The organism is Polaribacter marinus, assembly GCF_022662535.1.
In the GTDB taxonomy this organism is placed as follows: domain Bacteria; phylum Bacteroidota; class Bacteroidia; order Flavobacteriales; family Flavobacteriaceae; genus Polaribacter; species Polaribacter marinus.
Genome location: NZ_JAKQYM010000002.1, coordinates 56868 through 82745, shown reverse-complemented (window position 1 = coordinate 82745; position 25878 = coordinate 56868). Strand labels below are relative to the sequence as shown.

The 25878-nt window shown below is 29.4% G+C and carries 15 protein-coding genes; 1 reads left to right on the top strand and 14 read right to left on the bottom strand.

From position 1 onward, the window contains the following. From MC378_RS03555 to MC378_RS03535, 5 genes are all read right to left on the bottom strand, one after another. Complete coding sequence (locus MC378_RS03555) at positions 1-3084, bottom strand: SusC/RagA family TonB-linked outer membrane protein (RefSeq protein ID WP_242177348.1); 3084 nt, start codon at positions 3082-3084, stop codon at positions 1-3. A 374-nt stretch (positions 3085-3458) separates the two neighbouring features. Further along, positions 3459-3806: a cupin domain-containing protein gene (locus MC378_RS03550; protein ID WP_242177347.1), complete on the bottom strand. Its 348-nt coding sequence runs from the start codon at positions 3804-3806 to the stop codon at positions 3459-3461. A 25-nt stretch (positions 3807-3831) separates the two neighbouring features. After that, on the bottom strand, positions 3832-6096 hold the full coding sequence (locus MC378_RS03545) for an alginate lyase family protein (RefSeq protein ID WP_242177346.1): 2265 nt from the start codon (positions 6094-6096) through the stop codon (positions 3832-3834). Between the two features lie 149 nt (positions 6097-6245). Continuing rightward, positions 6246-8459, bottom strand: coding sequence for a heparinase II/III family protein (locus tag MC378_RS03540; RefSeq protein ID WP_242177345.1), 2214 nt, complete (start codon positions 8457-8459; stop codon positions 6246-6248). 4 nt (positions 8460-8463) lie between these two features. Further along, on the bottom strand, positions 8464-10779 hold the full coding sequence (locus tag MC378_RS03535) for a chondroitinase-B domain-containing protein (protein ID WP_242177344.1): 2316 nt from the start codon (positions 10777-10779) through the stop codon (positions 8464-8466). A 136-nt stretch (positions 10780-10915) separates the two neighbouring features. Between MC378_RS03535 and MC378_RS03530 the strand changes: the two genes are divergently transcribed. Next, on the top strand, positions 10916-11566 hold the full coding sequence (locus tag MC378_RS03530; RefSeq protein WP_242177343.1) for a peptidoglycan-binding domain-containing protein: 651 nt from the start codon (positions 10916-10918) through the stop codon (positions 11564-11566). Positions 11567-11608: 42 nt separating this feature from the next. Here the strand turns inward: MC378_RS03530 and MC378_RS03525 are convergent, their stop codons facing one another. From MC378_RS03525 to MC378_RS03485, 9 genes are all read right to left on the bottom strand, one after another. Continuing rightward, the gene (locus tag MC378_RS03525; protein ID WP_242177342.1) at positions 11609-12133 is read right to left on the bottom strand and encodes a tetratricopeptide repeat protein; all 525 of its coding nucleotides are present in this window, start codon (positions 12131-12133) and stop codon (positions 11609-11611) included. A gap of 1 nt (position 12134) precedes the next feature. Beyond that, positions 12135-12827 (bottom strand): peptide chain release factor H, encoded by a 693-nt coding sequence (gene prfH / locus MC378_RS03520; RefSeq protein WP_242177341.1) that lies wholly within the window; start codon positions 12825-12827, stop codon positions 12135-12137. Positions 12828-12829: 2 nt separating this feature from the next. After that, entirely contained in the window at positions 12830-14221 is a 1392-nt protein-coding gene (locus MC378_RS03515; RefSeq protein ID WP_242177340.1) for an RtcB family protein, read from the bottom strand. 675 nt (positions 14222-14896) lie between these two features. Continuing rightward, a complete protein-coding gene (locus MC378_RS03510) occupies positions 14897-17011 on the bottom strand; it encodes a glycoside hydrolase family 97 protein (RefSeq protein WP_242177339.1) in 2115 nt (704 codons plus the stop codon). Between the two features lie 3 nt (positions 17012-17014). Beyond that, positions 17015-18664, bottom strand: a complete 1650-nt coding sequence (locus MC378_RS03505; RefSeq protein WP_242177338.1) for an alpha-amylase family glycosyl hydrolase — start codon at positions 18662-18664, stop codon at positions 17015-17017. A gap of 12 nt (positions 18665-18676) precedes the next feature. Then, positions 18677-20554, bottom strand: a complete 1878-nt coding sequence (locus MC378_RS03500) for an alpha-amylase family protein (protein WP_242177337.1) — start codon at positions 20552-20554, stop codon at positions 18677-18679. Between the two features lie 21 nt (positions 20555-20575). Next, positions 20576-22999: a TIM-barrel domain-containing protein gene (locus MC378_RS03495; RefSeq protein ID WP_242177336.1), complete on the bottom strand. Its 2424-nt coding sequence runs from the start codon at positions 22997-22999 to the stop codon at positions 20576-20578. Between the two features lie 2 nt (positions 23000-23001). After that, the gene (locus MC378_RS03490) at positions 23002-23964 is read right to left on the bottom strand and encodes an alpha/beta hydrolase (RefSeq protein ID WP_242177335.1); all 963 of its coding nucleotides are present in this window, start codon (positions 23962-23964) and stop codon (positions 23002-23004) included. Positions 23965-23974: 10 nt separating this feature from the next. Next, entirely contained in the window at positions 23975-25873 is a 1899-nt protein-coding gene (locus MC378_RS03485) for a glycoside hydrolase family 13 protein (protein WP_242177334.1), read from the bottom strand. Positions 25874-25878: the final 5 nt, after the last annotated feature.

Sequence of the window (25878 nt, the reverse complement as noted above, 5' to 3'; positions counted from 1 at the left end):
TTAAAACTGGACATTAAGTCCTACAGACATTGTTTTAAATACTGGCGAACCTGCTCTTTGGTAACCATAAGTTGTAGCACTAGTAGTGTTTACAGACTCTGGATTAAAACCTGTATAATTACTTGCGGTAAAGTATAATAGATTCTGTGCAGAAAAATAAACTCTTGCGCTAGACATTTTAAGTTTTGATAAAACTTTACCAGAAAAATTATAGCCAACATTTACGTTACGCAATGCTACATAAGATGCATCTTGTACAATACTATTTGTAAATATTTTTTGTTTGATAAACTCTTGATTTGGTGTTGTAGCTGTATCATAAAGTTGAGAGCTATTAAAGTGATTAAAAATATATTGGTCTCCCATATTTCTAATTTCAGCACCATGACTTCCTTGAAACATAAAACTAAAATCGAAGTTTTTATATTTAAAATCATTTGTAAAACTCCAAACTAAATCTGGATAAGGATTTCCTAAAATAGTTTTATCATCATCATCAATTAAACCATCACCATTTAAATCTTTTACATATACATCTTGAGCTTGTCCTCCTATTGGATGATAAGGATTCACAATGTATTCTAAAGGTATTTCTTTATCTACAACCCATCCATAAAAAGATGAAATTGGATTTCCTTCTAAATTGATCCATTCTGAAGCTCTTTTAGAATCTACATTTTGAATTTGCCCATTAGAATCTGCAAAATCAGTTAATTCATTTTTATTTCTAGAAGCTAATATAGTAGAAGACCATTTAAAATTTTCTGTTGAAATATTTTTAGTTCTTAACTCTACTTCTATACCACTATTTTTAACTTCACCTAAATTAACCAAAGCTTTAGAAAAACCTGTTGTACTAGACACGGGGTTATCTAACAATAATTGATCACTTGTTCTTGTATAATAATCTACAGAACCTGAAAGAATATGGTTAAACAATGTAAAATCTACACCTGGATTAAATTCAATTTGTCTTTCCCAAGAAAGATCTGGGTTTGCTATATTTAATGGGTTTACAATTAATGAAGATGTTCCGCCACTAACTGCAGTTGTAGTATTGTCTAAAATTGCTAAATAAGGATAGTTATCTACAAGTTGTCCACCTGAAGTTCTAAAATCATTATTTCCTGTTACACCGTAACTTACTCTTAATTTTAAATTATTGATAATATCACTATCTTTTAAAAAGTCTTCTTTTGTTAAAATCCAACCTAAAGAAACCGCCGCAAAACTTCCGTATTTTTTATTGGGTCCAAAAACAGAACTTCCATCTACTCTATAACTTGCTGATAATAAATATTTGTTATCATAAGCATAATTTACTCTACCAAAGAAAGATAATAATGTTCTTTCCCATTGATAAGCATCTGTATCTGTAATTGATTCTGCTTTAGCAATTGTAGGATTGATATCATTTTCGAAAACCGATCCTTGTATACTTTCATAAGTTCTTCTTCTTCTTTCTAAAGAAGTACCTGCTACAGCATTAATTTCATGATTTCCAAACTCTTTACTATAAGATAATGTATTGTCTAAAACCCATCTTACTGTTTTTGTAATTGTACTGTCTAATCTAGATGCACTTGCTCCATTTCTACTAGATAATACTCCTTGATAACGTTCACCTCTTGTGTATTGATAATTAAGAGCTGCTGAAGAATTAAAAGTTAAATCATCTGTAACTTTATATTTACCATATATACTACCTAAAAATTTATTTCTGTATTCAACTCTATCTCTTTCTAAAATTTTGGCAGCTGGGTTTGTGTTAGAGGTATTACTAATATCTGTACCACTGCCTGTGCTTGGTTGTCCTGCAGCTAAATCATAATCATCAAACATACGTTGTTGTGCGTAGTCACCAATTTTAGCATTTGCATATTTACCACCATCTCTATATCTATTTACAAATTGAATCGTATTTTCATCTAAATATACTGGCAACCAAGAAGGTTGTCTTAATATATCGTGTGTAGAACCATCAAATCTTTTTCTTGTTGTAAAAGATGGATTAGCTCTTATTCCTAAGGTTAATCTTTTATTTACCTTATAACTATATTTAGCATTAACACTTGTTCTACTAAAGTTATCTGATAATAATACTCCTTCATCATTTAAATAGTTAAAAGAAACATTAAAATTAGCTTTGTCTGTTCCTCCACTTGCAGCAACCGTATGATCGGTGTACATACCTCCGTCAAAAATAATATCTTGCCAGTTGTTGTCTACACCAATTAATTGTTTGTATCTTGTTTTATCAGAAAGTGTTCCTGTAGCACTTAATTCTTTTTCAACAGTTTCAGCTACTGAAGTATAATAAGCATCACTTTGATGAGCCGATTTATAACCTGTTATCATATTATAACTAAGTTTCATATCTCCATTTTTACCACTTTTTGTTGTGATAAGAATTACTCCATTTCCACCTCTAGAACCGTAAATTGCACTTGATGCAGCATCTTTTAAAACTTCAAAAGACTCCACATCATTCATATTTAATGAACCTAAAAAATCTTCATCTACGGGAACTCCATCTACAACCACTAAAGGCCCAGAATTACCATTAATAGAACCTGTACCCCTAATTCTAATTGTTGGTGCAGAACCAGCTTCTCCTTCTGTAGCTTGTATATTTACACCTGAAACTTGCCCTACTAAAGCATCATCTACTCTTGCAACTCCAATTTGATCTAGTTTTTCATTCTTCACTTTAGAAATAGCTCCTGTTAAGTGAGATTTTTTTTGCGATCCATAACCCACAACTACAATCTCATCTAAAACACTAGCATCTTCTACCATAATAATGTTTAAATTAAGTTGATTGGTAATTATAATGTTTTGAGCAGCATAACCTAAATAAGAAAATTCTAAGGTTTGCCCTTTAGTTACTTGAATAGAATAATTACCATCAAAATCTGTTTCAGTTCCTTTTGTTGTATTTAGAATTCTAATTGTTACACCAGGAAGCGGAGCATTATCTCCTTTTGATTTTACCACACCTTTTAAAGTGTATGCATCTTGTGCATAAAAGCAAATGTTGACTAACATTACTAGCAATAATGTTATCTTAAATTTTAAGTTCATAATATTATTTTATGTTTAAAAATGTAAATGTTCACGTTTTGTGAATTTGTTTTTTTACACATAATTTTAAATTAAATTTCAAAAAAAAATGACTCTATAAAAAATAGTTTATTTACTTTTGATATTCCTAATTACTTAATTTTAAAAGTTATGTGATTGTTCATACTTCCTTTAGACGAAGTATTTTAAAAGGATAGGCGAAAGCTTATCCTTTTTGTTTTAACTTAATTCAAATCAGTTTATTCATATAGTTTAGTTTAAATTTCATATTGGTTTACCAGATTGGTTTACCAAATATATACTTTTTTTTATTACAATCAAATTTTTCTTAAAAAAATGTTATCAAATTGTTAAAAAAACTATACAAAAAATGCTTACTCCATAAAATCCTCTCTAATAGGACTAAAAACATCTACTAAAGTTCCTGCTTTTTTACAAATAGCTCCGTGAAGTACATGAGGAGGAATATATACAGAATCTCCACCTTTTACTGTTTTAGTAACATCACCAATAGAAAAATCAAACTCTCCACTTTCTACATAGGTAACTTGCGAGTGATGGTGCTCATGCTTATAACCAATACCTCCTTCATCAAATTCAACAACAACAAGCATGATTTTATCATCATAACCCATAATTTTTCTTTTTACTCCTTCACCTACAACTTCCCACTCTAAATCGTCTGCCAGAAGAAATTCTTTACTTGCTCCAAATGTTTTCATTTTTTATACTTTTTAATTGATTTATTTATTTGTAATAATAAGCTCCTACCCAATTGTATTTCTTATGATTAATATTTAATGAATGTTCTTTCTTAGGATTACTATCTGTATTTGATAGAATTAATATTTTTTCTCTTCCATCCTTAAACTTTATTTTAAAAGATGAATAATTAACATCATCAATTATCTTTTCTATTTTAGAAAAATTACTATATGCATTTTTAGCAACTTCTTTTACTGCACTGTAACTTCCATGAGATTCTATAATAGAAGCATATATCGTATTTTTAATTTGCTTTTTTCTAATAATGATTGTTGGGTCTTTACGTAAATTAAATTCTGGATCATTTGCTCCTATTCTTGCAAAAACAATCTCATCTTCCTTATTGGTAGCTGTTGTAATTGTATAAAACCTTTTATTATCTAACCATGTAAATTGAACATTCTCTGCATTTGCCATTCCTGCTCCTTCTTTCCATAAATGCTGGTATCCACTTTTATCTCCAAGAGTTGAGAGTGTTTTTGGTGTTTGATATTTAAAATTCATAGAAATGATTTGTCCAAAATAATAATAAGGCAAATCATAATTATTCTTTTTATCGGCAGTTACTTTTGTAATATCAATAATAAATGGTTTTGATAGTTTATCATCGTTAACCATAATCATGGTTCTGTGTAATTCTGTTCCTGGATATGCATTTTTTTCTTTTGCACTTACTATTTGAAAATCAGGATTGGAAACATCAAATAAATATTTCTCTGAATGATTTTTACTAGCAATGGCATAATTATTCTTAAAATGTGAAGTTTCGTTTTGTATAACCGTATTATGTGCAATTGTTTGTTTAGCAAAAGTTTTATTCTCTTTTAAATATCCACCTCCATTTTTTTGCTCAACATTTACAAAGCGTGATAAACCGTAATCTTGAATTACTTCATTTCCGTTTTCATAAAGTGAAAAAGAAAGTTTATCATAATGCCCATGGCTTAAACCTTGCCCTGTGTATTTCATAACCAAAGCCAAAGTTTCTTCTTCTTTTTGATATCTTAAAATACCAACTCCCCCTTCATCTCCTCTAGAACCATCTGTTAATTCCATAGATTTTTTAATAAAAGACTTTTCTTTGTGTTCTCTTAAACCAATTGCCACACTTAATCCAGTAGCATCTAATTGTACTTTGTTTTGTTTTTTTGCAATGGATAATAGTTCTGGTTTTTTTGTTCCGTAATAGTATGCAATGTCTACTGCAGAAACCAATGAAGACGTGTAATATGACATGCCCTTTTGACCGTCATTTAATGGAAAAAATTCCCCATCAGCATCAGTTAGATTTAACAAAGCATCTACAGCTTTTATTAAAACCCCATTTTTATATTCAAAAATTTTTAATTCTGGTTTCTTATTTTGAAGTGCTTCTGCAAAAATGAGAAAAGGATACATTGCATATCTTTGATAATAAGGTCCTTCTGTATAAAATCCATCAGGAGAAAAAGGAGAATCTAAATTGGCTAAAAAACCTGCTTTTCCTGCTTTATCTTTTATAAAGCCTCCATCATTATCTTTTGCTTTTGGATCAATATTATCATTTTCTAATCCATACAAAGCTCTATTTACAAGTTCTTCATCATCCATTACCAATCCAATCATTCCAACAGCTACATTCCCCCAAGTAGAATGATTATGAACTCTATTAAAGTATTGAGGTGTTTCTACAGAAAGAAAATCTGCAAATGGTTTAAATAATGTTTTGTTTAAATACTCTGTTTGTTCTTTTGGCAACCAACTATAAATACAATCGTAAGCCTGACTTGTAAATACCAACCAATTAGAGTCGTTTAAACACTGCCAAAATATTTTACCTCTTGCATAACTTCTTTTTTGTGGATGTCTTGGCAATGTTGGAAACATTTTTGCATACTCTAACAACATGTCTCTTATATAAATTGCATATTTTTCATCTCCTAACAACTGAAATAACACACCTGCTTTTTGCATTGTTGCATAATTTTTTTTGTGCTGCGTATGAGTATAACCTCCAGCCATATCTTTTGGAATTGGCACATCAATTCCTTTTTTAATTGCAGCATCAACTTCTTCTTTGGTTTTATTTAATGTCTGATCAAAAACAGGAATTGTACCTAATTGTGATTTTATTTCTAAAACACTTTTAGAGGTTAAAATTAAATTTGGATGTTGTGTAACATCGTTTTCTTTTTGTATTGATTCATTTTTTTTAGTACATGAAACAAAAACTAAGAGAATTAAGAAAAATTTATATAGATAATTCATTGCTGTTTTTTTCTAATTAACAAAAGGAAAACACATTAAATCAAAATTGGTTTACCACTTTGGTTTACCAAAAATACAAATAAATATCAATTGTCAAAATTTTGATGATATTATTTTAAGAATATGATAATAATAATGTTAAAAAAATACTAGAAAATAAAAAACTGTAAAGGAGAAATATGATTCTCTTTTAAAGAACTAGAAAGTTTTACTTTAAAAGATTTGTAAAAGAGAGATTGAATCTTAATCTCATTCTTTTCATCGGTTACATAAACATCTACTTTTTCTGAAAAATGAATTGTTTTTTGTTTGATTTGAATTTGTTTTACACCAAAGAATAAATGTTTATGATCTTTTGAAAGTGTTTTTTGAGCATTCGATTGAATTGAAGCATCGTTTAAAACCCACCCTTTTAAATTAGGATTCTTTTTTTCTTCATCAATTCTATTATTATATTTTGAGAAAGGAAATAAAATGGTAATAAAACTAAAATCTTTATTACTCGTCTTTGAAACTACATTCCATTGTTTTCCTCTAGCTCCGTCAACAATAACTTTATCAACCATATTTAATTGATAAATATCCAATCCAGAACCATTTTGAAAACTAGAACGCAATAAATTGGGAGAATTTTCTAAACTATAATGTCCCTGCCAAACTTGTTTGTATACATGATTTTTATCTGAAGAGAAATTATCTTTAACAATCCAAAAATCATTTTCTACATTTAATACTTGTCTTGAATATTGCACACCAACATTTTCAAAACCATCATGTGAACCTATAAAAACTTCTAAATCCTTATTATCTTGAAAACCAATCACTTTTGGATTTGGTAATTGTTTAAATTTCCCAAAACCACTTCCTCCTTTGTTTGAAGTATATTTCTTTCCTTGCAACTCATCATCAACCAAAGCTACATTTTTTGTCATAGAATTTTTAAACAACTCTAAATCTTTTAATGAATAGCGAACTTGATAATTTGGCAAAATTACATTTCCGTTTGCCATTGCTTGAATTCCTAACATATCTCCATGCTGATGATCTGGTTTTAACGAATCCAATCCTGCAGAAATTGCTAACATTTTATTATTCAACTCCCAACCTTCACGCAAGAAATAATAACCTGTTTCAGAAAAAGCATATGAATTAAAACTTGGTTTTTCTTTTTGAATATTTTGTAAATTTTCTAATTGACTTTTACCTGCATACCAATACATTTTGCTGCTAACTTTATGATTTGCGAAGTAGCCAAAAGTTGGATTTTCAAATAATAAATATCCTAAAGTTAAAGCATTTGAAATGTCATTTTTTTCTGCCCATGGTGTATCTGTATCATCAGAAAAAACAGGTGCTGATTTATCTGGGAAAGCAATTTGAGTTAATGTTGTAAATAAAGATTCTAATTTATTTTTCCAAAAGCTATCTACTTTTAAAGTACTGTTTTTTGCCAATTGATAAACATAAAAATAATTACCAATATCACTTAAATGATAATGAACTGATCTTTCAAATTGAAATCCGTCTTCGTTAATTTCTCTACGCAAATGTTCTGCCAGTAATTTCATAGAATGCTGATACCAAACATCTGTATCTACAAAATCTCTTAATAAGATAGCAACCATTGCCAAAGCAGATAATCCTCTTGTTTGATGGTTTCCCGATGCAAACTCTTGATTTCTTTCAAACAAATAAGAGGCATGCTGTAACAAAGTAGCTATTGTAGTTAGCTGTTCTTTGTCTGAATAGGCTTTTTCTCCTAAAAATAAATTATGGATTTGCAACCAATTTAAGACTCTATATCCAGATCTAAATGCTTCGTAAACCCCATTTCCATCTTCAATAATTTCAAATTTATTTTGGTGTAATGCTCTATTTAAAGATTGCATTTGTTGGGTAAAATAATCGATGTATTTATCTTCTTTTTTCTGATAAAAATAATAGAAAGCAATATCTACCATTTTATGTTGTCTTGCCAAATGTCTTAAAGCATATGCGTTTACTGGTTTTCCATTTTGGTAATTAAAAGGAAGCTTCCATTGGGCTTCTGAAGAAAATTTGTTCAAATGATCTAAAGCTCTTACAGCATGATTTTCTGCTGCTTTTGGATATAAATTTGAATACGATGTAAAACGATTATCCACTGTTTGATAATCATAAAAATAACGTTCAGAAAATTTTTGTCTAAAATAATTAGCCAATCTTTCTGTTGAAATTTCTCCTTTTTCTGATAACTTTTTTTTTACATTTATTTTTAAAAAACTAGATAATTCAGCAACTTTTATAACTTTTTTACTCGGTATTTTTTGTCCATAAACAGAAAAAGTAAACAATGCAAAAAATAAAATTCTGAATAGTTTCATAGATTTAATACATTAATTTCATTACTAAATTTTCTTCAGTTTTTATTTTTCCAGAATTACTTAAAGTGTTATCAGATTCAAAATTATTTTTTGCTCCCCATAAAATAGAAACAAAATCAACTTTATTATTTTTAAATACATTTTTTTTAATGTTTACATTAACAATACCTCTATGATTTAATAACATTTTGTTTTTTTCCTTACTACCACAATTTGAGAAAGTAGAGTTAGAAACTAATAAATTACCTCCAATTGTAGACTCATCATAACCACCTCTATAATAATCAATTACATTTTGCCTAACGTTTGTAAAATCACAATAATCAATAGTCAAATATTCCGTATTATAATCACCTCTATCATTTGTCTCTTCAGACAATTCTATTCCATTTTCACAATTTGAAATTGAAGTATTTGTAAACGTAATTTCTTCTGCAAACGTTTGTTTGTATGCTTTTAATACATAATTGAAGTTATTGATTTTGCAACCCGAAACAGTTAATCCAAAATGATTGAACATGTTTTCTTTTAGACTAGCAAAAGCTTGTTGTTTTCCATTTCCAGAAAGTACAACGTTTTTAATATTTAAAATTCCATAAGGGTTCAATTCAAACATAGGAGTGTTTTCTGCACCGCTAAAAACTATTTCGGATTTGCCTCCTTCTTTTGATTGAATTGTAATAGATTTATTAATTACAATAGATTTTGACACATCATATTTACCCGAACTCAAAACGATAATATCTCCAGGATTCGCCGCGGATATTTTAGCCTCTAAATCTCCTATGGTTGCAGAAGCGGTTATTGTATTAGGTTTTTTAATTTCTTTTACATTAGAATACCAATTTGTTCCATATTTTGTTTTATCTAAAATTAATGGATCTTTCAACTCTCCTTGAACTGTTGCTCCTATTGAATTTAAATTTGCTCTAGAATTACCAAAAAGGTCTTCTGTAATTGTATCAAAACCAAATCCATCGTATATATCTAATTCACTTGTTAACTTTGGTATATAAATATTATCACTCAATTTTGTCAATTCAAATGTATTCGCTTTGATTCTTTTTGTATCAGCAAAATCTACACCTTGGTTATTAATAATGTTATTTTTAAATTTTACACCATCTGCTTTGTCATGTTCAATAATAGGATTTTTATCTCCTACTTTATTATAAATTATATTGTTTGCAACTACAGTTCTTAATGCTCTTGCAGAACGTATTTCTGATTTAGGCAATACATCTTTTTGAGCAATGTTTGTTCCTACTCCAAATTGCCATGGCGATTTACAATTTACGTATGTGTTAAAGGCTACAACAACATCTGTAACTTGATTGTATCTATTTAAAGGTGATTTAGGTATTCCATTCATTACCGCTAACGGACTTCTAAAATTTTCTCCAATAATATTGTAGAAGTAGTTATTAATAATCCAATGACCTGTGTTTACAATTCTAATACCCCCATATTGTTTGTTTACTCCATCACCAATAAAATAGTTTCCATCAATGGTAGCATAATTACCATGACGAGTCACTACAGATCCTTCACTTTTATAAAACACATTATTTTTAATAATGTTAAAATTTGTTTTACTTGAAATAATTTCAACCTCTCCATTACATTCTTCAAATAAATTATTTGCAATAGTTGTGTTACTTGGAGACATTGAAGTAAAACTACTTCCTAATTGAATAGACTCTCCTCTTGCCCCACCTTTTCTAGGTCTTGGTCCAAAATGATTGTTTATAATTTGATGGTAATTTCTAATGCTTTGATTTCCTTTCAAATCAACTCTAACAGTTGGTCCTCCATTTGTTTTTCCTGCAATATAACAATTGGCTAATTTATTGTGAGTCCCATAGAATTGAACCCAAAGATCATCTTTATCTCGTTGAAGCTGATTGTAATCTAAAATCACAGAATTGTTAACGCTACAATAGTTTGCTACCTTATCATTATCAATTCTAAACGCAATAACATTTGTTGTTGGTGAATGCCCATTCCTAAAAAACAATCCATTTACTTCTAGATAAGTTCCACCAATTTTTAAGTTAGATACTCCTTCAATAAATACTTCACCAGCTGTTTCTGCTCTTAAAGTAATTGGTTTTTCTTTGGTCCCTTCTCCAAAAAATTCAATTTCAATATCTTTCCAAACTCCATCTTTTAAAACAATATTATCACCTGGTTTTGCCTTTTTTATTGCTTCTTTTAATTCAGTTTCTGTTTTTACTAAAGTGATACTTTCTTCGTTTTTACAAGATATTACTAATAGAAAAAATGCAATTATAAATAATAGTTTAGGTAGAAATTTCATAATAAATATAGATTGGTTTACCAAATTGGTTTACCAAAAGTAAGAATTTTTAATAAAAAAAGTATTAAAAGCATAAAAATAAGTTTCAAAACTTTTACTTACATTTGTTTCTACTTCCCTAAATAAATATTGTTTTATGAAACAAATAATCATTTTTCTACTACTAATTATCGCTTTTTTTATCGGATTTGGAAAATACCATCAGTACAAAAGATATAATTCTCCAGCAGTAAATTATACAACTAATAAAACTTTAGATTCTCAATATTACGACCAAGAATTAGTTATCAATTACCATAAAGCCATAGAAGAATTAAACAGTTTTGTGATGATGCAATGGACTGTTAATGGTATTGACGTTAGGACTCCAGAAGATGACAATGAACAAACAAAACTAGCAGTTAAAAAATACGCTAAAAAGCTAGCTTCTATTAAGTACTTTGAAACTAAATTAGAAAATTCTGCTTCTTTAAAAAATAAAGGTTTATCTAATAAAGAAATACAATTTTTAGAAAAAACAGGAACAAATTTAGCTTCTTACAATAAAGCTCAAAATGCTACTAAAATTAAAAGCATGTTTGATGTTAAAGAAAAAATGTTTTACGGACAAAAAAGTGCCTTAGTTTATGAGGTGCAAAAAAAGCTCGTAGCAAATGGTTTAAATATAAAAGCAGACGGAATTTATAAAGTTGAAACCCTAAATGCTATCAAAACTTTCGAAGAAAAAAACAACCTTTTTGCTGATGGAATATTAGATATTTTAACTTTAGACGCATTATTTCATTAAATTAAGAACCTCATCTTATTATATAATAAAATGAGGTTCTTTTTATTTTTTATTTTTTTTATCACGCTTTTTAGAAACTTTCTTTTTCTTTGGCATTTTACTTTTAACACGTTCTTTTTCGGTGTTTATATCTGTCATAAAATCTGAATTAAACGTATATTCTTTTGCCTTTTTTATATAAATCAACGCTTTTTTATATTCTTTTAATTGCTCATATAATATTGCTTTTTTTAAATACAACATTGCTTTGTCAGATCCTTTCATCGTCAATCCAAAATTAATAAATTCTTCTGCTTCTAAATAATCTTCATTCCACAAAAGTGTATTAATATATGGCATATAAACCTCAAAAGCATAAATATTTTCAGTCAAAGCTTGTTTAAAATAAGAAATTGCTTCTTTATATTTATATAATTTTTCGGCATAAACTCTTCCCATTAAAGTTAAAGCCATGGTGTCTTTTTCATCATATGATAACGCATAGTTTAACGCTTCCATTACTTCTTCTAAATCGTAAGGATAATTTTCTAATGCTTTAAAAACATAGTTATTTATTAATGTTCCCATATTATTCTATTTCTTTTTTTAAATCATTTTTAAGTTGATTTCTTTTCCCTTTAAATGATTTGTCTTTTTTAGTTTGTTTAAAATCAATCCCTGTAAAAACTCTAACAGGATTTCCTCTTTGAATCTCTTGATGATTTTTCCATTGATTTTTAATTTGCTCTTTAGTATGTTCAACATTAAAATTTGCCACTTTTTCTTGTAATATTTTAATTGCTGTTTTTTTATTTTGATGCTGAGACCTACTATCCATAACCAGTACTTGTAACCCTGTTTTTAAATGTTTTGCTCTAACTGCAGAACTTACTTTATTTACATGCTGCCCTCCTGCTCCCGAACTTCGTATTGCTTGAAATTGAATCTCATTCTCATTCATTTCTAATGAATGAGAAACATCTATTTCGAAGCAACCAATAAACCAATTTTTACGTTTATTGTACTTTCTAAAGGATGAATTACCAATCCATTGAATGGATCCAATCCAATACTGTAAAAAATCAGCAAGTTGATTTCCTTTTAATTGCATGCTTACAGATTGTATTGTGCCATTTTCTATTCCATTTTCTTTATACAAAATTGTATATTCAATATTATTGTTTACCAATTCTTTTAAGAATATTTTTAAAACTTTAGCAACTACAAAAGTACACTCTAATGGTCCTTTTCCTGCTGATATTTGTATTATTTTTGTTTTCATAATTATCTATCCATTCTTACAATTTTAGGTGTAAAAGTTCCTAATACTTGTACTAATTCTTGCTGATTTTTCATCACTTTCTTTATGTCTTTATATGCCATTGGTGCTTCGTCAATTCCACCTCCAATTAGCGTTACATCGTTCATTTTTAATTGATGCTTTACATCACTTGTTGTAAACTTTTCTTTACACATTTTACGAGAATATTTTCTACCTGCTCCATGTGAAGCCGACTGTAAACTATTGGCATTTCCTAATCCACGTACAATAAATCCTGGTGCTGTCATAGATCCCGGAATGATTCCTAATTCGCCTTTTTTAGCAGGAGTTGCCCCTTTTCTATGTACAATACATTCTTTATTGTTAACCGTTTCTTTCCAAGCAAAATTGTGATGATTTTCAATTTTTACAACTGGTTTGGCACCTAATTCTTTGGAAATTCTATTGTGAATATTATCATGACAGGCTTTAGCATAATCGCCAGCTAAATTCATTGCTAACCAATATTCTTGTCCGTCGTGCGTGTTTAAATCTAACCAAGCTAAATGTTGTACATTTTTTGGTAACGGACATTGTTTAGTTGCCAAATACGTGTAATTTTTCGCAATATTTGCTCCTAAACCTCTTGACCCACTATGTGATAGAACACCAATGTATTCACCTATATTTAAACCAAATTCATTTTTTTCTTCTGTGATTAATACGGAACCAAATTCTACAAAATGATTTCCTCCACCAGAAGTTCCTAATTGTTTAAATGCTTTGTCTTTTAAACGTTTTATGATTGGAATATCTTTAAATTCATTTCTATAAAATATTTCATGATCTTGTTTTTTATCGTGTGTTTCTCGCATTCCAAATTTTGTGTGATTCTTTAAAATATTTTCATATTGATGAACTTTTCCTTTCAAATAAGAAATCGGAATTGGATATATGGTTAAACACATTCTACATCCAATATCTACACCAACTCCATATGGAATTACAGCATTATCTGTGGCTAAAATCCCTCCAATTGGCAAACCATACCCATAATGAGCGTCTGGCATTAATGCACCTTGTACAGCAATTGGCAATTTTAAAGCATCATACAATTGAAACTTTGCTTGTTCATCAATTTCATTTTCTCCATAAATAGAAAACGGAACTCTTGTATTTCTTAATTGATGCATTTTAACTTCTACAGGTTTTACCAAACCTTCTGCAACTTTACCCCAAATGGCGTTTCCTTGAAACTTTTCTGGTGATAAAAGCACTTCTTTGGCTTCTTCTAAAATGCGCTCTTTCTTTTCTCTTTTTCTGTATCTATTAATTTGCCCTAAAGCAATATTGATACTGTTATTCTTTGGAAAGCCTAATTTAATTAGATCTTTTCCTTTTAATTTATTTCCCATTATTAAATTTTGAGATGTTTTGTTTTAAGGAAATCAACTTTTGGTTGATTCCTGTTCTTAAAATTTATTTCGGAAAAGTTTTAGGAAAAAAATGACCATAAAAAAAGTCCGAAATTTCACAACTTCGAACTTTTCATATATATAGTTTGATATTTCTATTTGTGAAAGTCGCGAAGTAAACAATAAAAAGAACCTGATTCTCTTTGTATGTTTTGGTTAATTAGATAATTGAACATTATACTTCGTATTTTTACTGATTGTATTTCAGTGATTATTGTTGCTTTATTGCGATGCAAACCTATAACTACTTTTGGAATTACACAAACAAAAAAAACACATTATTATATTGATTTACAGATTGTTAACTCTTTTTTAAACAATAGAGTCCCTGCCCGCATTTACGCAGTAATTAGGAGTTTAGATAACTCTTTGATTTCTTGCTATGTAACTAAAAACTACACTTTGTCTTGGCATCTAAGAAATTTCATAAAAAAAACGTCCAAAAAATGAATTTTGGACGCTTTTACTATTTTTAATTAAAGTTATTCTCTAGAATATGCATTTAAATAGTCGCAAATCGCGTCCTTTATTATGTTGTTTAAATATATTCATAGATTTATACTTTAGTTTATCTTATTAATCTGAGTTGCAAATATGCAAAAAAAATATTAAAATTTAATTTTTCTTTTTTATACTAATTGCAAGGCCTCCACCTTTAGCTAAATTAAAATTCAATTTAGACTGTTTTGTAACCTCTATTGTTTCAAAAATAATATCTAAAGGGTTCTCATTCCAATCTGCTGTTTTTCCATCTCTATAAACTTTAGCTTCATAGACCTTTTTATCATCTAAAAATCTAAAATCAATTTTAATTTCTCTTGAATTTTCATCAGTAATACTTCCTAAAAACCAATTATCCGTTTTGCGTTCTTTTCTAACAATAGTTACAAAATCTCCAACTTCACCATCCAAAACTTTAGTTTCACTCCAATCTACCCCAACATCTTTTATAAACTGCAAAGGTTTAGGATTTGCTTCGTAATGCTCTACCAAATCTGCTGCCATTTGTACAGGACTGTAAATAACCACATACAAAGCAAGTTGATGTGCCAATGTAGTGTTTACTTGATTCTCTTTTTTAAATTCGTTAAACTTGATATTAAAGATTCCTGGAGTAAAATCTATGGGTCCTGCCAACATTCTTGTAAAAGCCACAATTGATAAATGTTCTGGCGGGTTTCCTCCATCACTAGACCAAGCATTAAATTCTTGTCCACGCAGACCTTCTCTAGAAATAATATTTGGATATGTCCTTCTTAAACCTGTTGCTTTAATGGGTTCGTGTGCATTTACAGCAACTTGGTATTTAGCAGCTTTTATGACTGCATTGTTATATTGATTTACCATGTATTGCCCATGATGATATTCTCCTTTTGGCAATATTTTTCCAACATAACCAGATTTTACTGCATGCATTCCGTATTTCTGCATTAAAGTATAGGCATCATCTTGTTGTTTTTCATACGTTTCTGTTGCCGAAGAAGTTTCGTGATGCATGATAATTTGGACTCCTTTTTCTTTTGCATACCGAGTAACTTCATCAATATTATAATCTGGGTAAGGCGTTATAAAGTCGAAAACTCCTTCTCTATCTTCAAAGCCAATCCAACGTTCCCATCCTGTATTCCAACCTTCAACCAAAACACCTCCAATGTTATTTCTTGCCGAAAAATCAATAAAACGTTTTACATTTTCTGTTGTTGCTCCGTGTTTTCCATGTGCTTTTCCTGTGTCTGTCCATTTACCATCAACCATTTCCATTCCATAATCCCAAGAAGATTTCCCTAAATGCATTTCCCACCAAACACCTGTGTATTTCATTGGGGTAAACCAAGAAACATCTCCTAATTTATTGGGTTCATTTAAGTTTACAATCAAATTAGATTCAATTAAATCAGGTGCATTATCTGTAATCTGAATGGTTCTCCAAGGAGTATGAAAAGGCGTAGTTCTTTTTACCTTATAATTTGTATTTTTAGAACCTACTAAATTACTTTTAAAACTTAAATTTTTAGTATCAACTTTTAATGTCATGCCTGCATAATCTACTAAAGCAGCTTCATGAAAACTCAAATGAATTCCATTTTTACCAACCATTGTAACAGGAGTATTTACTGCATTTTCTGGGATAAAAGTTTGCCCTAAACTTGGATGGTTTCTTTTTTTAAGTGCATTTATTTCTGATAATTTTGTAGTACTATACAAATGCTCATAAATATCCCAATCACCAGGTATCCAAAAGGTTTTATAATCTTCTGTTAGATTGAACTGGGTGTTTTCTTCTGTAATAACAACTTCTTTTAAATTTTCTTGTTCTGGAAATTCGTAGCGAAAACCAATTCCATCATTGTAGACTTTAAAAAAGATATTTAATTTTCTTTTTAAATCTGATTTCTCTTGCAGCTCAACTCTCAATTCATTGTAATGATTGACAACATCTACTTGTTCTCCCCAAGGCATTTGCCAAGTTTCATTAAATGTTGTTGTAGATGAATTCGTAATTTTAAAATCGTTTGAAAATGATTTTGAGTCTTGAAAATCAAAACCTAATGATGATTTTTTAATGATTGTATCATTTTTAAAAACAACTTCATAAAAAGGTTTTCCGTTTTCATTCAAAGAAAATTCTAGAAATATTTTTTCATCAGGAGAAAGCAAAACTGTTTCTGATTCTGCCCAACAAGAAGATAAACTAACACAAACTAAAATCAATAAAAAATGAATTTTCATAACCTATTTTTTTTCTAATAATACAATATCAAAATCTGAATCTACAGAAACTTTCCCCTCTTTAACTTCAACTATTTGATTGGAATAAGAATCATACAATTTTTGTCCATTTTTAAAAACAGAAGCAACATTTATCACTTTTTTTCCTTTTGATAAATTGATTCCTGCAATAATTTTATCATTCTTTCTAATTCTAGAAAAAACCAATCCATTTTCTTCTGAAATCAAATGATGTTTCCCAGCTCCAACAGCAGGATGATTTGCTCTAAACTGTCCTAATTTTTGCCAGTGAAGCATTATTTTTTGAATTTCTTCTTTCGATTCAATATCGCTCCAATTCATCTTAGAACGTAAAGTTGCATCTCCAACAGTTCCATCAATAATTAAACTTCTTGCAGATTCGTCACCATAATAAACTTGTGATGTTCCTGGAGTTAACAACAACATAGTTGCCGTTTGATAAGGCATCTTTCTTTCTTTATCAAAAGGTTGACCATCATCATGAGAAGTCATATAATTTAAAACACCATATCCTTTTAAACCATTATGAAGAATACTATCATATTTTTGAAACACTTCTTTTTCTTCCATTTGTTTGGCATTCCATTTAATTTCAAAGTTGATTAAACTATTAAATGCGTTGTCAAAATAATTTACTTTTTTATTCCCAAAATTAAAGGCTTTTTCAGCTGAAATACCATAATTATACACTTCACCAACTAAATAAAAACCATTATTATCTAAAACTTTATCAGGATTCTTTTTTTTATATTCGGCAAAAGCAACATCACATTCTTGCTTAAATTCTTGCCAAACAAATTCTTCTGTATGTTTTACAGTATCAACTCTATAACCATCAATTCCGAATTCTGTTATATAATCCGACAACCATTTCATGATATAAAAACGAGGCGCTCTCGGATAACCTGTTCTTGTAAAAAAGGCCTCCAATTCTTTTACTTCTTGCTCATAACGTCCTTCTGCTTTCCATTTTTCAATTAATTGAGGTGGTAAATCCACATTTTGATTACTTTCTGTCTTAATATCTGGCAAGTTTTTTACCAAAGTACAGGTAATGGTATTTTCATAATTATTGTACTCGCATTGAGGACTTGTTCTAACCCAATCACTTGGCCAAACAGGATCTTTTTCTGTAACAGGTCCAGTATGGTTAATTACTGCGTCTAACAAAATTCTAATTCCGTTTTTATGCGCAACTGCTACCAATTCTTTTAAATCTTCTTTTGTTCCATAATTTGGATCAATATTGGTCCAATCTTTTGTCCAATACCCATGAAAACCATAAGATAAACCAGTTCCTTCATCAGTACCTCCATGAATTTGTTCTACAATTGGCGTCATCCAAATGGCATTAATTCCTAATTTTGTAAAATAACCCTCTTTTATTTTTTGCGTAATTCCTTTAATATCTCCCCCTTCAAAACCACGTAATTTCCCAGTTTTTTTAGTTCTATCAAAATTGATATCATTGGTTGTATCTCCGTTATTAAAACGATCTGTAAGCAAAAAATAAATATTAGCTCCTTCCCAAACAAACTCTTTAACTTCCTTTTTTGCTATTTTTTTGGTTGATGTATTTTCTTTACAGCTCAATAAAACAAATAGACTGATGATAAAAATGATATTTTTCATAATGGCTACTTTTTAATCCTGAATTTTTAAAATAAAAGATGCTAATGGTTTCAAATCAACTCGAATACTTGCTTGCCCCTTTTCTACTTTTAATATTGAAGAATATTCTTTATATAATTGGTCTGTTAGTGTGTATTCACCATCTTTTAAATTCCATTTTTCTATGATATCACTTGGCAAACTTAAATCAAAACCATACCTATTTTCTGCATTAAAATTTGAAACCACAATTAACTTCTCATCATCACTCCAACGGACAAAAGACAATACTTTATCATTATACCATTCTGTATTTTCTCTATTAAATTGATGAATATCTTGGTATTCTCCCATTAAGGCATTCGAAGAAATTGTAAAATTTAACAATCGTTTGTAAAAATCTCTTAATGATTTTTCTTCTGATGTAGATTGACCTCCATCAAACTTCTTATCATTTACCCATCTTTGAAGTGACGGGACACCAATATAATCAAAAATGGAAGTTCTAGACGGAGTTCCAAATCCTGCATTTTCAGAACCATCTTCTCCTAATTCTTGTCCAAAATAAATCATGGTTGGAGCTGTAGAAATGGTTGCAGAAACGACCATTGCTGGTTTAGCTTTTTCTGCATTTCCGACAAATTCAGGACTTGCAATTCTTTGCTCATCATGATTCTCTAAAAAATGTAACATATGGTGCTCTATATCTTTTAAATCTTCCTGAATAGGAGGAATATGATCTGTTAATCCATGACCTTGCATTACATGTTTTATGGTATCATATAATTGAACCTTATCATATAAATAATCCATTTTTCCTTTTTGAATATAATCTCTATACATTTTAGGATTGTAGACTTCAGCCAATAAAAAAGCATTTGGTTTTTTCATTTTTATAGCCGAATTCATAAAACTCCAAAACTCTACAGGAACCATTTCTGCCATATCATAACGAAATCCATCAACTCCTTTTTCAATCCAATACAATGCAATGTCTCTAAATTTCACCCAAGAACTCGGTATTTTTTTATCTTGCCAAAATTCGAAGTGTTTTTTATAATCTTCATGTTCAAAACCTGCTGGTAATGCATCAAAATCTTTTTTACCATCAGGAGAAACACCATAATTTACTTTAACAGTTTCGTACCAATCGTAAAAACTAGGTTTTGGAGAACGAGAACCATTTCCTGTCCATTTTGCAGGATTTTCATCAAATTTATGATCAGACAACGGATTTTTATCACCACCTAAAGGTACATATCCATTTAAAAAATCGGGCACTTCAAAAGGTGTATTGGGTACATAATAAAAATTATTATCTACATCATATTCTACAGAAGTATTGTCATCTGCTCCAAAATCTTTTGTTCCTTCTGGATTAGACAAACTTTGATAATTTCTTGCTACGTGATTAGGTACAATGTCGATAATTACTTTCAATCCGTTTTTATGAGAACGATTAATTAAAGCTTCAAATTCTTGTAAACGATTTTCTACATTTACAGCCAAATCTGGATTTACATTATAATAATCTTTTACAGCATAAGGAGAACCTGCTCTTCCTTTAACTACATCTGGATCGTCATTTGAAATACCATATTTTGTATAATCACGAATTACATCATGATGCGGAACACCTGTGTACCAAATATGTGTAACACCTAGATCTTTAATTTCTGATAAAGCTTTATCTGTAAAGTCATTAAACTTACCCACTCCATTTTCCTCGATGGTTCCCCAAGGTTTATTAGTAGTATTTGTATTACCAAATAACCGTGTAAAAACCTGGTAAACTACTGCTTTCTTCTTAGTATTTGTGCTGTTCATTTTCTTTTCTGACACTTTATCTGTGGTACAACCAATTACAATTGATAAAACTACAACTAATGAGTATATATGTATTTTTTTCATAATTGATTTTTTATTTTAATGTTATTTTAATGTTATTTTAATTTTTAATTCTTTTTTTGGATTCCATTTTACAGGAATTGTAAGTGTGTTTTTTTCTGTTGAAATTTGCTTTCTTTTTCCTGCTACTTTTATCTTTTTAGGGTTCAAAGTTAGGTTATGGATAATTAAAGAAACTTCTTTTTCTGATGATTTCCAGTTTTCTCCAAATTCAGCTTTAAAATCAATTTCTAAACAACTTTCTGTTAATTCAGATTTAAATTCTAGAAGTTCGTATTTCCCTTTCTCAAAAGCATTTCCTGTTAAACCATCATCATTGTAAAATTGTCTTTTACTTTCTTTTACTGATGCATCATAATAATAATGAACTTCTAAATTATTTCCAGCATAATCGTCGGTTGTTTGCACAGCTTCATTTGTCATTAAAATAAATGCACCACCTCTAACATAGGTAGGTATTGAATTTCCAACAACATTTACGTTTTTAGTTTGTCCACCGGCTACTTTTTCGTCTGAATAAAAATTAAACCAATTTGCGGTTTTTGGAAAATAAATTTCTTTAGTTATTACTGCATCTTTTAAAATTGGTGTTATTAAAAAATCTTTCCCCCACAGATAAGTAACAGAATTTGTCATTAATTTCTCATCATCTTCTTCAAAGAAAATAGGACGCATTAAAGGTGTTCCTTTTTGATTGTTTTCAAAAGCCAAATTGTAGTTGTAAGGCAACATTTTATAACGTAACTCTATGGCTTTTTTTGCATGTTTTTTTGCATAATCACTTCTAAAAACGGGTTCGCTTGCAACATCTTCTTGCGCATGAGGTCTAAATATTGGCTGAAAAACTCCATATTGCAACCACCGTGTATATAAATAATCATCTAAATTAGCACCTGCAAATCCACCTAAATCAGAGTGCATATACCCCAAACCTTGCATTCCCATTTGTAGTGCAATTTCTGGTTGAGATTGCAAACCTCCCCAGGTTCTGTTTACATCACCAGACCAAGGAATCATTCCAAATCGTTGCGAACCAGAATATCCAGCACGCATTAAAATAAAAGGTCTTTCGTTTGGAAACTCTTTTTGATAGCCTTCAAAAATTAAACGCGCCCAATCATGACCATAAATATTATGAATTTCATCTGCTTTTTTAGCATCAAAGTTTACCCAAGAAGGCAGTACTTCTGGTTCTCCTAAATCTCCCCAAAGTCCTTTTGCTCCTAAACTTAAAATGTCTTTGTAAATATTCCAAAACCAATCTTTTCCTTCTTTTTTGTAGATATTTACAATTCCTGTATTTCCAAAATAGAAATCATATGTTGCTGGGTTTCCAATAGAATCTTTAGCTAAAACACCTTTTTCTACAGTTTCCTTCCATTTTTTAGAATTTGATAAAATAAATGGCTCCGTTATTAAAACTGTCCTAACACCTTTTTCTTTAAATCTAGAAATCATGCCTTTCATATCAGGAAAAGAATCTTTATCAACTTCTAAATTTCCCATAGTACCTTGAATCGTTTTTCCAAACCAATACAAATCTAAAATTACGGCATCAACAGGAATTTTTTCTTCTTGAAATTTTGCAATTGTTGCTTCTGTTTCTTGTTGAGAATGATACCCGAATCTGCTCGAAAAATTACCTAAAGTCCATCTTGCCGGCAAAGGTTGTTTCCCTGTTAAATTGGTATAATTATTTACCAAATCTATCCAAGAATCACCAACAATTACTTGATAAGTTTTACGCCCAGAAATCGTTTCATAAGTTAAAGAATTGTCTTTTTTACTATCTAAATCTAAATAACCAATGGGTGCATTATCAAAATTAATCATGTATTTTTTTGATGAAATTACCAATGGAATTGTAAAATTCATCAACTCAGAATGCGTTTCATAACCATATTGTGCTCGGTTATACAATGGCAATCTATACCCTCTTCTGTTCATTCCTAAAGCTCTTGCCCCTGTTCCAAATAAAACCTCATCATCTGTTAAATTAAATTCAATTTTTTCTGTATTATCGTATTCAATATTTCCTTTCACCATATCTAAAGGAATGTGTTTTGACTTGTAATAGCCTAATTTTTCTGATGTAATAATCTCTCCATTAAACTTATAAATAATTTGAAATGGTTGATGGTTGATGTGTACTGAAATTCCATCGGTAGAAAAAACACTTTCGGTTTTAGTTATCACCGGAATTATATCAACTTTTTCTGACTTTAAGATTACAGCGTGAGATTTGTTATTTAATACTTCTCCATTTGGTAAAAAGGTAGTTTCAACTATTTTATCATTTAAAAAATGAATGATGTATTTACCATCATTTACATTAATTTCTAAACCCGCATCTTTTTCTTTTATATTTTTAAAAATTCTATTTGCATTTTGTGCAAAAGAAAATGAAGTAATTAAAAGAAATATATAAATAAATTGAAAGTGTTTCATGCTTATTTTTTCAATAAAAATGTTAAAGGAATGTGTACTCTCTTTTGCCAAGAAAGTTCAGAGTGGTTTGTTCCTTCAAAAAATAAATTTTTAAAATTTAAATCTGAATATCCGCCATTTTTAAAAACTGAATCTACTATTGGTGCGTATTGAGGATAAAATTGGTCTAAAGTTTTGTTTCCATAATCAAAATACATTTTATGTGTTTTTGCATCTGGTAAATTGTTTTCTAAATATTTAAAAATAGCAGTTGGCATAGGATTCTTTTGTTTTGGAGTTGCTCCAACCCAATGTGTAGATAAACAAGCTGCACCAGCAAATACTTTTGGATATTCTGCAATTGCATACATAGACATTAAACCTCCCATAGAAGAACCTGCCACAAATGTATTTTCTTTATTTGAGTAAACCGAATAAGTAGTATCTATGTATGGTTTTAATTCTTCAACCAAAAACTTCAAATATTCATCTCCTGTTAGATTAATGCTAAAATTATTATTTTTAGCTTCTTCAAATAAGGTATTTCTATCTTTTTCTGATAAAAAATCCATTGTTTTTTCTGGATATAAATCTTGCCAACGTATTTTAGGAATGTTATGTATTCCAACAACTATAAAGTTTTTGGTAAGCCCTTCTTTCATTAATTTTGTAGCAACCTCATCAATCATCCATTCTTGTTTGTTCCAAGTAGTTGTGGCATCAAACAAATTCTGTCCATCATGCATGTACAAAACTGCATATTTTTTTTTAGACGAATAATTTTCTGGTAACCAAATATCTACGGATCTTGGCACAATATTATTAGACGGAAATGAATCAATTCTTATTAGTTTTCCTCCAGCTAAAACTGCGTTTTCTAAAACAACTGCTTTTACATTTGTAAATTTAGTTACTTTTTTGTTCTGACTTTCTGATTTACAAGAAATGAATCCGAAAACCAATAGTAAAATAAAAATATTTTTCATGATGCTTTTATTATTTTGTAGTAAGAATAATACTACCTTTTTGAGTTAATTTTATTTCATTAGCCCAAACAAAACTTTCTCCGGAAATTACATTTTTTAATGTTTTCCCTTCTAAACCAACTTCTGTAAACCTATTTAAATCTATTGTAATTGGCTGTTCATTTTTATTAAGAATATGGACAACAGTTTCATTTCCTTTTATTCTAAACAAAAAGTAAGTACCTTTAAAGGGAGCAAAATGAATTGTTTTTCCATCTTGAATCGCCTCACTGTTTTTACGATAATTTAAAACTTTACTTACAAAATTTTGCATTGATTTTTGGTCATCAGTTAAACCTAAACCTGTAAAAGCATTTATTTTATCGCCTTTAAATCCACCAGGAAAATCAGTTCTAATTAAACCATGATCACCTGGTTTTGCTGTATCATTCATTAAGATTTCTGTTCCGTAATAAACTTGTGGTATTCTTGGTAACATTAATATATAACTCAAAGCCATTTTAGCTTTTGTAGCATCTTCTTTAACTTCTGTGTATAGTCTGCTTTTATCATGATTATCTAAAAAAATCATAATATCTTTTGGTGTAGCATAATGAAAATCATTTGCCAAACCTTCATACAATTTCACCAAACCTTTCTCCCAAGATTCTTCTTCATTAATTCCATCTATAATTGATTTTTGCATCGGAAAATCCATTGTAGATTTTAAATTAGAAGCATATCCATCTTTATTATTTGCACCTTGTTGCCAATATCCTACTAATAGTGGATTGTAACTCCATTCTTCTCCAACAATAGAAAAATTAGGATATTCTTTCATAATAGCTCCGGCCCAATTTGCCATAAATTCTTTGTCGGAATAAGGATAAGTATCTTGTCTAATACCTCCTAAACCTAAAGTTTCTATCCACCAAATACTATTCTGAATAATATATTTTGCCATAAATGGATTTCGTTGATTTAAATCTGGCATTCCTGCAACAAACCAACCTTCGTTATTTCCTTTTCTATCAATTTCTGAAGCGTAAGTATCTTGATTTGTAGTTCTTCTATGATTAGAATTGATGTTTGTTTTCCAATTCCAATTTTGAATATTTTCTTCGTAGTTTTTTTGATTATTTACCCAATCACTAAAAGGCAAATCTTTCATCCACCAATGCTCTAAACCACAATGATTAGCCACTTGATCCATGATTAATTTCATTCCTTTTTCTGATAATTTATCGGCTAATTTTTTATAATCAGATAAATTTCCAAAACGAGGATCTACTTTATAAAAATCAGTCATTGCATACCCATGATAAGAACCTTTAGGCATATCATTTATTAAAACTGGTGTTGGCCAAATAGCTGTAAATCCTAAATCAGAAATATAATCCACATGATTTATAATTCCCTGTAAATCACCTCCGTGACGTTTATATCCATCAGATCTATCTAAAGAAGTATCTTTTAATTTTGTATTTACATCATTACTTTCAATTGCATTTGAAAAACGATCTGGTGTAATTAAATAAATAGCATCAGTACTATTAAAACCAATATAATCTTCTGCTAGTTTTTCTCTTGATTTTAATTCGTATGTATGAGTTTTCTTTGTGCCATCTTTAAATGTAAAAATGATATCAAACTTTCCGGATTTTGTTGATTTATCAATTTTTAAATCGATAAATAAATAATTATTGCTTTTTGCTTTGTTTACTTTATCAATAGAAACTCCAACATAAGAAATACTTGGTTTTGACGTTCCAATATTATCATCTTTTACCAACAATTGTAATGAAGTATTTCTTAAACCAACAAACCAATTGGGAGGCTCAACTCTTTCTAATGTTGAATGAGAAATAGAAACTACAGAAACATTTTTTTTCTTTTCTGCATGACTACAGGAAGATATAAAAACGAACATTGATA

Excerpts from the sequence above, each read along its gene's own strand:
- MC378_RS03505 (WP_242177338.1), bottom strand. The coding sequence starts at position 18,664 with ATGAAAAATATCATTTTTATCATCAGTCTATTTGTTTTATTGAGCTGT.
- MC378_RS03545 (WP_242177346.1), bottom strand. The coding sequence starts at position 6,096 with ATGAATTATCTATATAAATTTTTCTTAATTCTCTTAGTTTTTGTTTCA.
- prfH (WP_242177341.1), bottom strand. The coding sequence starts at position 12,827 with ATGAAAACAAAAATAATACAAATATCAGCAGGAAAAGGACCATTAGAG.
- MC378_RS03555 (WP_242177348.1), bottom strand. The coding sequence starts at position 3,084 with ATGAACTTAAAATTTAAGATAACATTATTGCTAGTAATGTTAGTCAAC.
- MC378_RS03525 (WP_242177342.1), bottom strand. The coding sequence starts at position 12,133 with ATGGGAACATTAATAAATAACTATGTTTTTAAAGCATTAGAAAATTAT.
- MC378_RS03510 (WP_242177339.1), bottom strand. The coding sequence starts at position 17,011 with ATGAAAATTCATTTTTTATTGATTTTAGTTTGTGTTAGTTTATCTTCT.
- MC378_RS03540 (WP_242177345.1), bottom strand. The coding sequence starts at position 8,459 with ATGAAACTATTCAGAATTTTATTTTTTGCATTGTTTACTTTTTCTGTT.
- MC378_RS03490 (WP_242177335.1), bottom strand. The coding sequence starts at position 23,964 with ATGAAAAATATTTTTATTTTACTATTGGTTTTCGGATTCATTTCTTGT.
- MC378_RS03515 (WP_242177340.1), bottom strand. The coding sequence starts at position 14,221 with ATGGGAAATAAATTAAAAGGAAAAGATCTAATTAAATTAGGCTTTCCA.
- MC378_RS03485 (WP_242177334.1), bottom strand. The coding sequence starts at position 25,873 with ATGTTCGTTTTTATATCTTCCTGTAGTCATGCAGAAAAGAAAAAAAAT.
- MC378_RS03535 (WP_242177344.1), bottom strand. The coding sequence starts at position 10,779 with ATGAAATTTCTACCTAAACTATTATTTATAATTGCATTTTTTCTATTA.
- MC378_RS03550 (WP_242177347.1), bottom strand. The coding sequence starts at position 3,806 with ATGAAAACATTTGGAGCAAGTAAAGAATTTCTTCTGGCAGACGATTTA.
- MC378_RS03530 (WP_242177343.1), top strand. The coding sequence starts at position 10,916 with ATGAAACAAATAATCATTTTTCTACTACTAATTATCGCTTTTTTTATC.
- MC378_RS03495 (WP_242177336.1), bottom strand. The coding sequence starts at position 22,999 with ATGAAACACTTTCAATTTATTTATATATTTCTTTTAATTACTTCATTT.
- MC378_RS03500 (WP_242177337.1), bottom strand. The coding sequence starts at position 20,554 with ATGAAAAAAATACATATATACTCATTAGTTGTAGTTTTATCAATTGTA.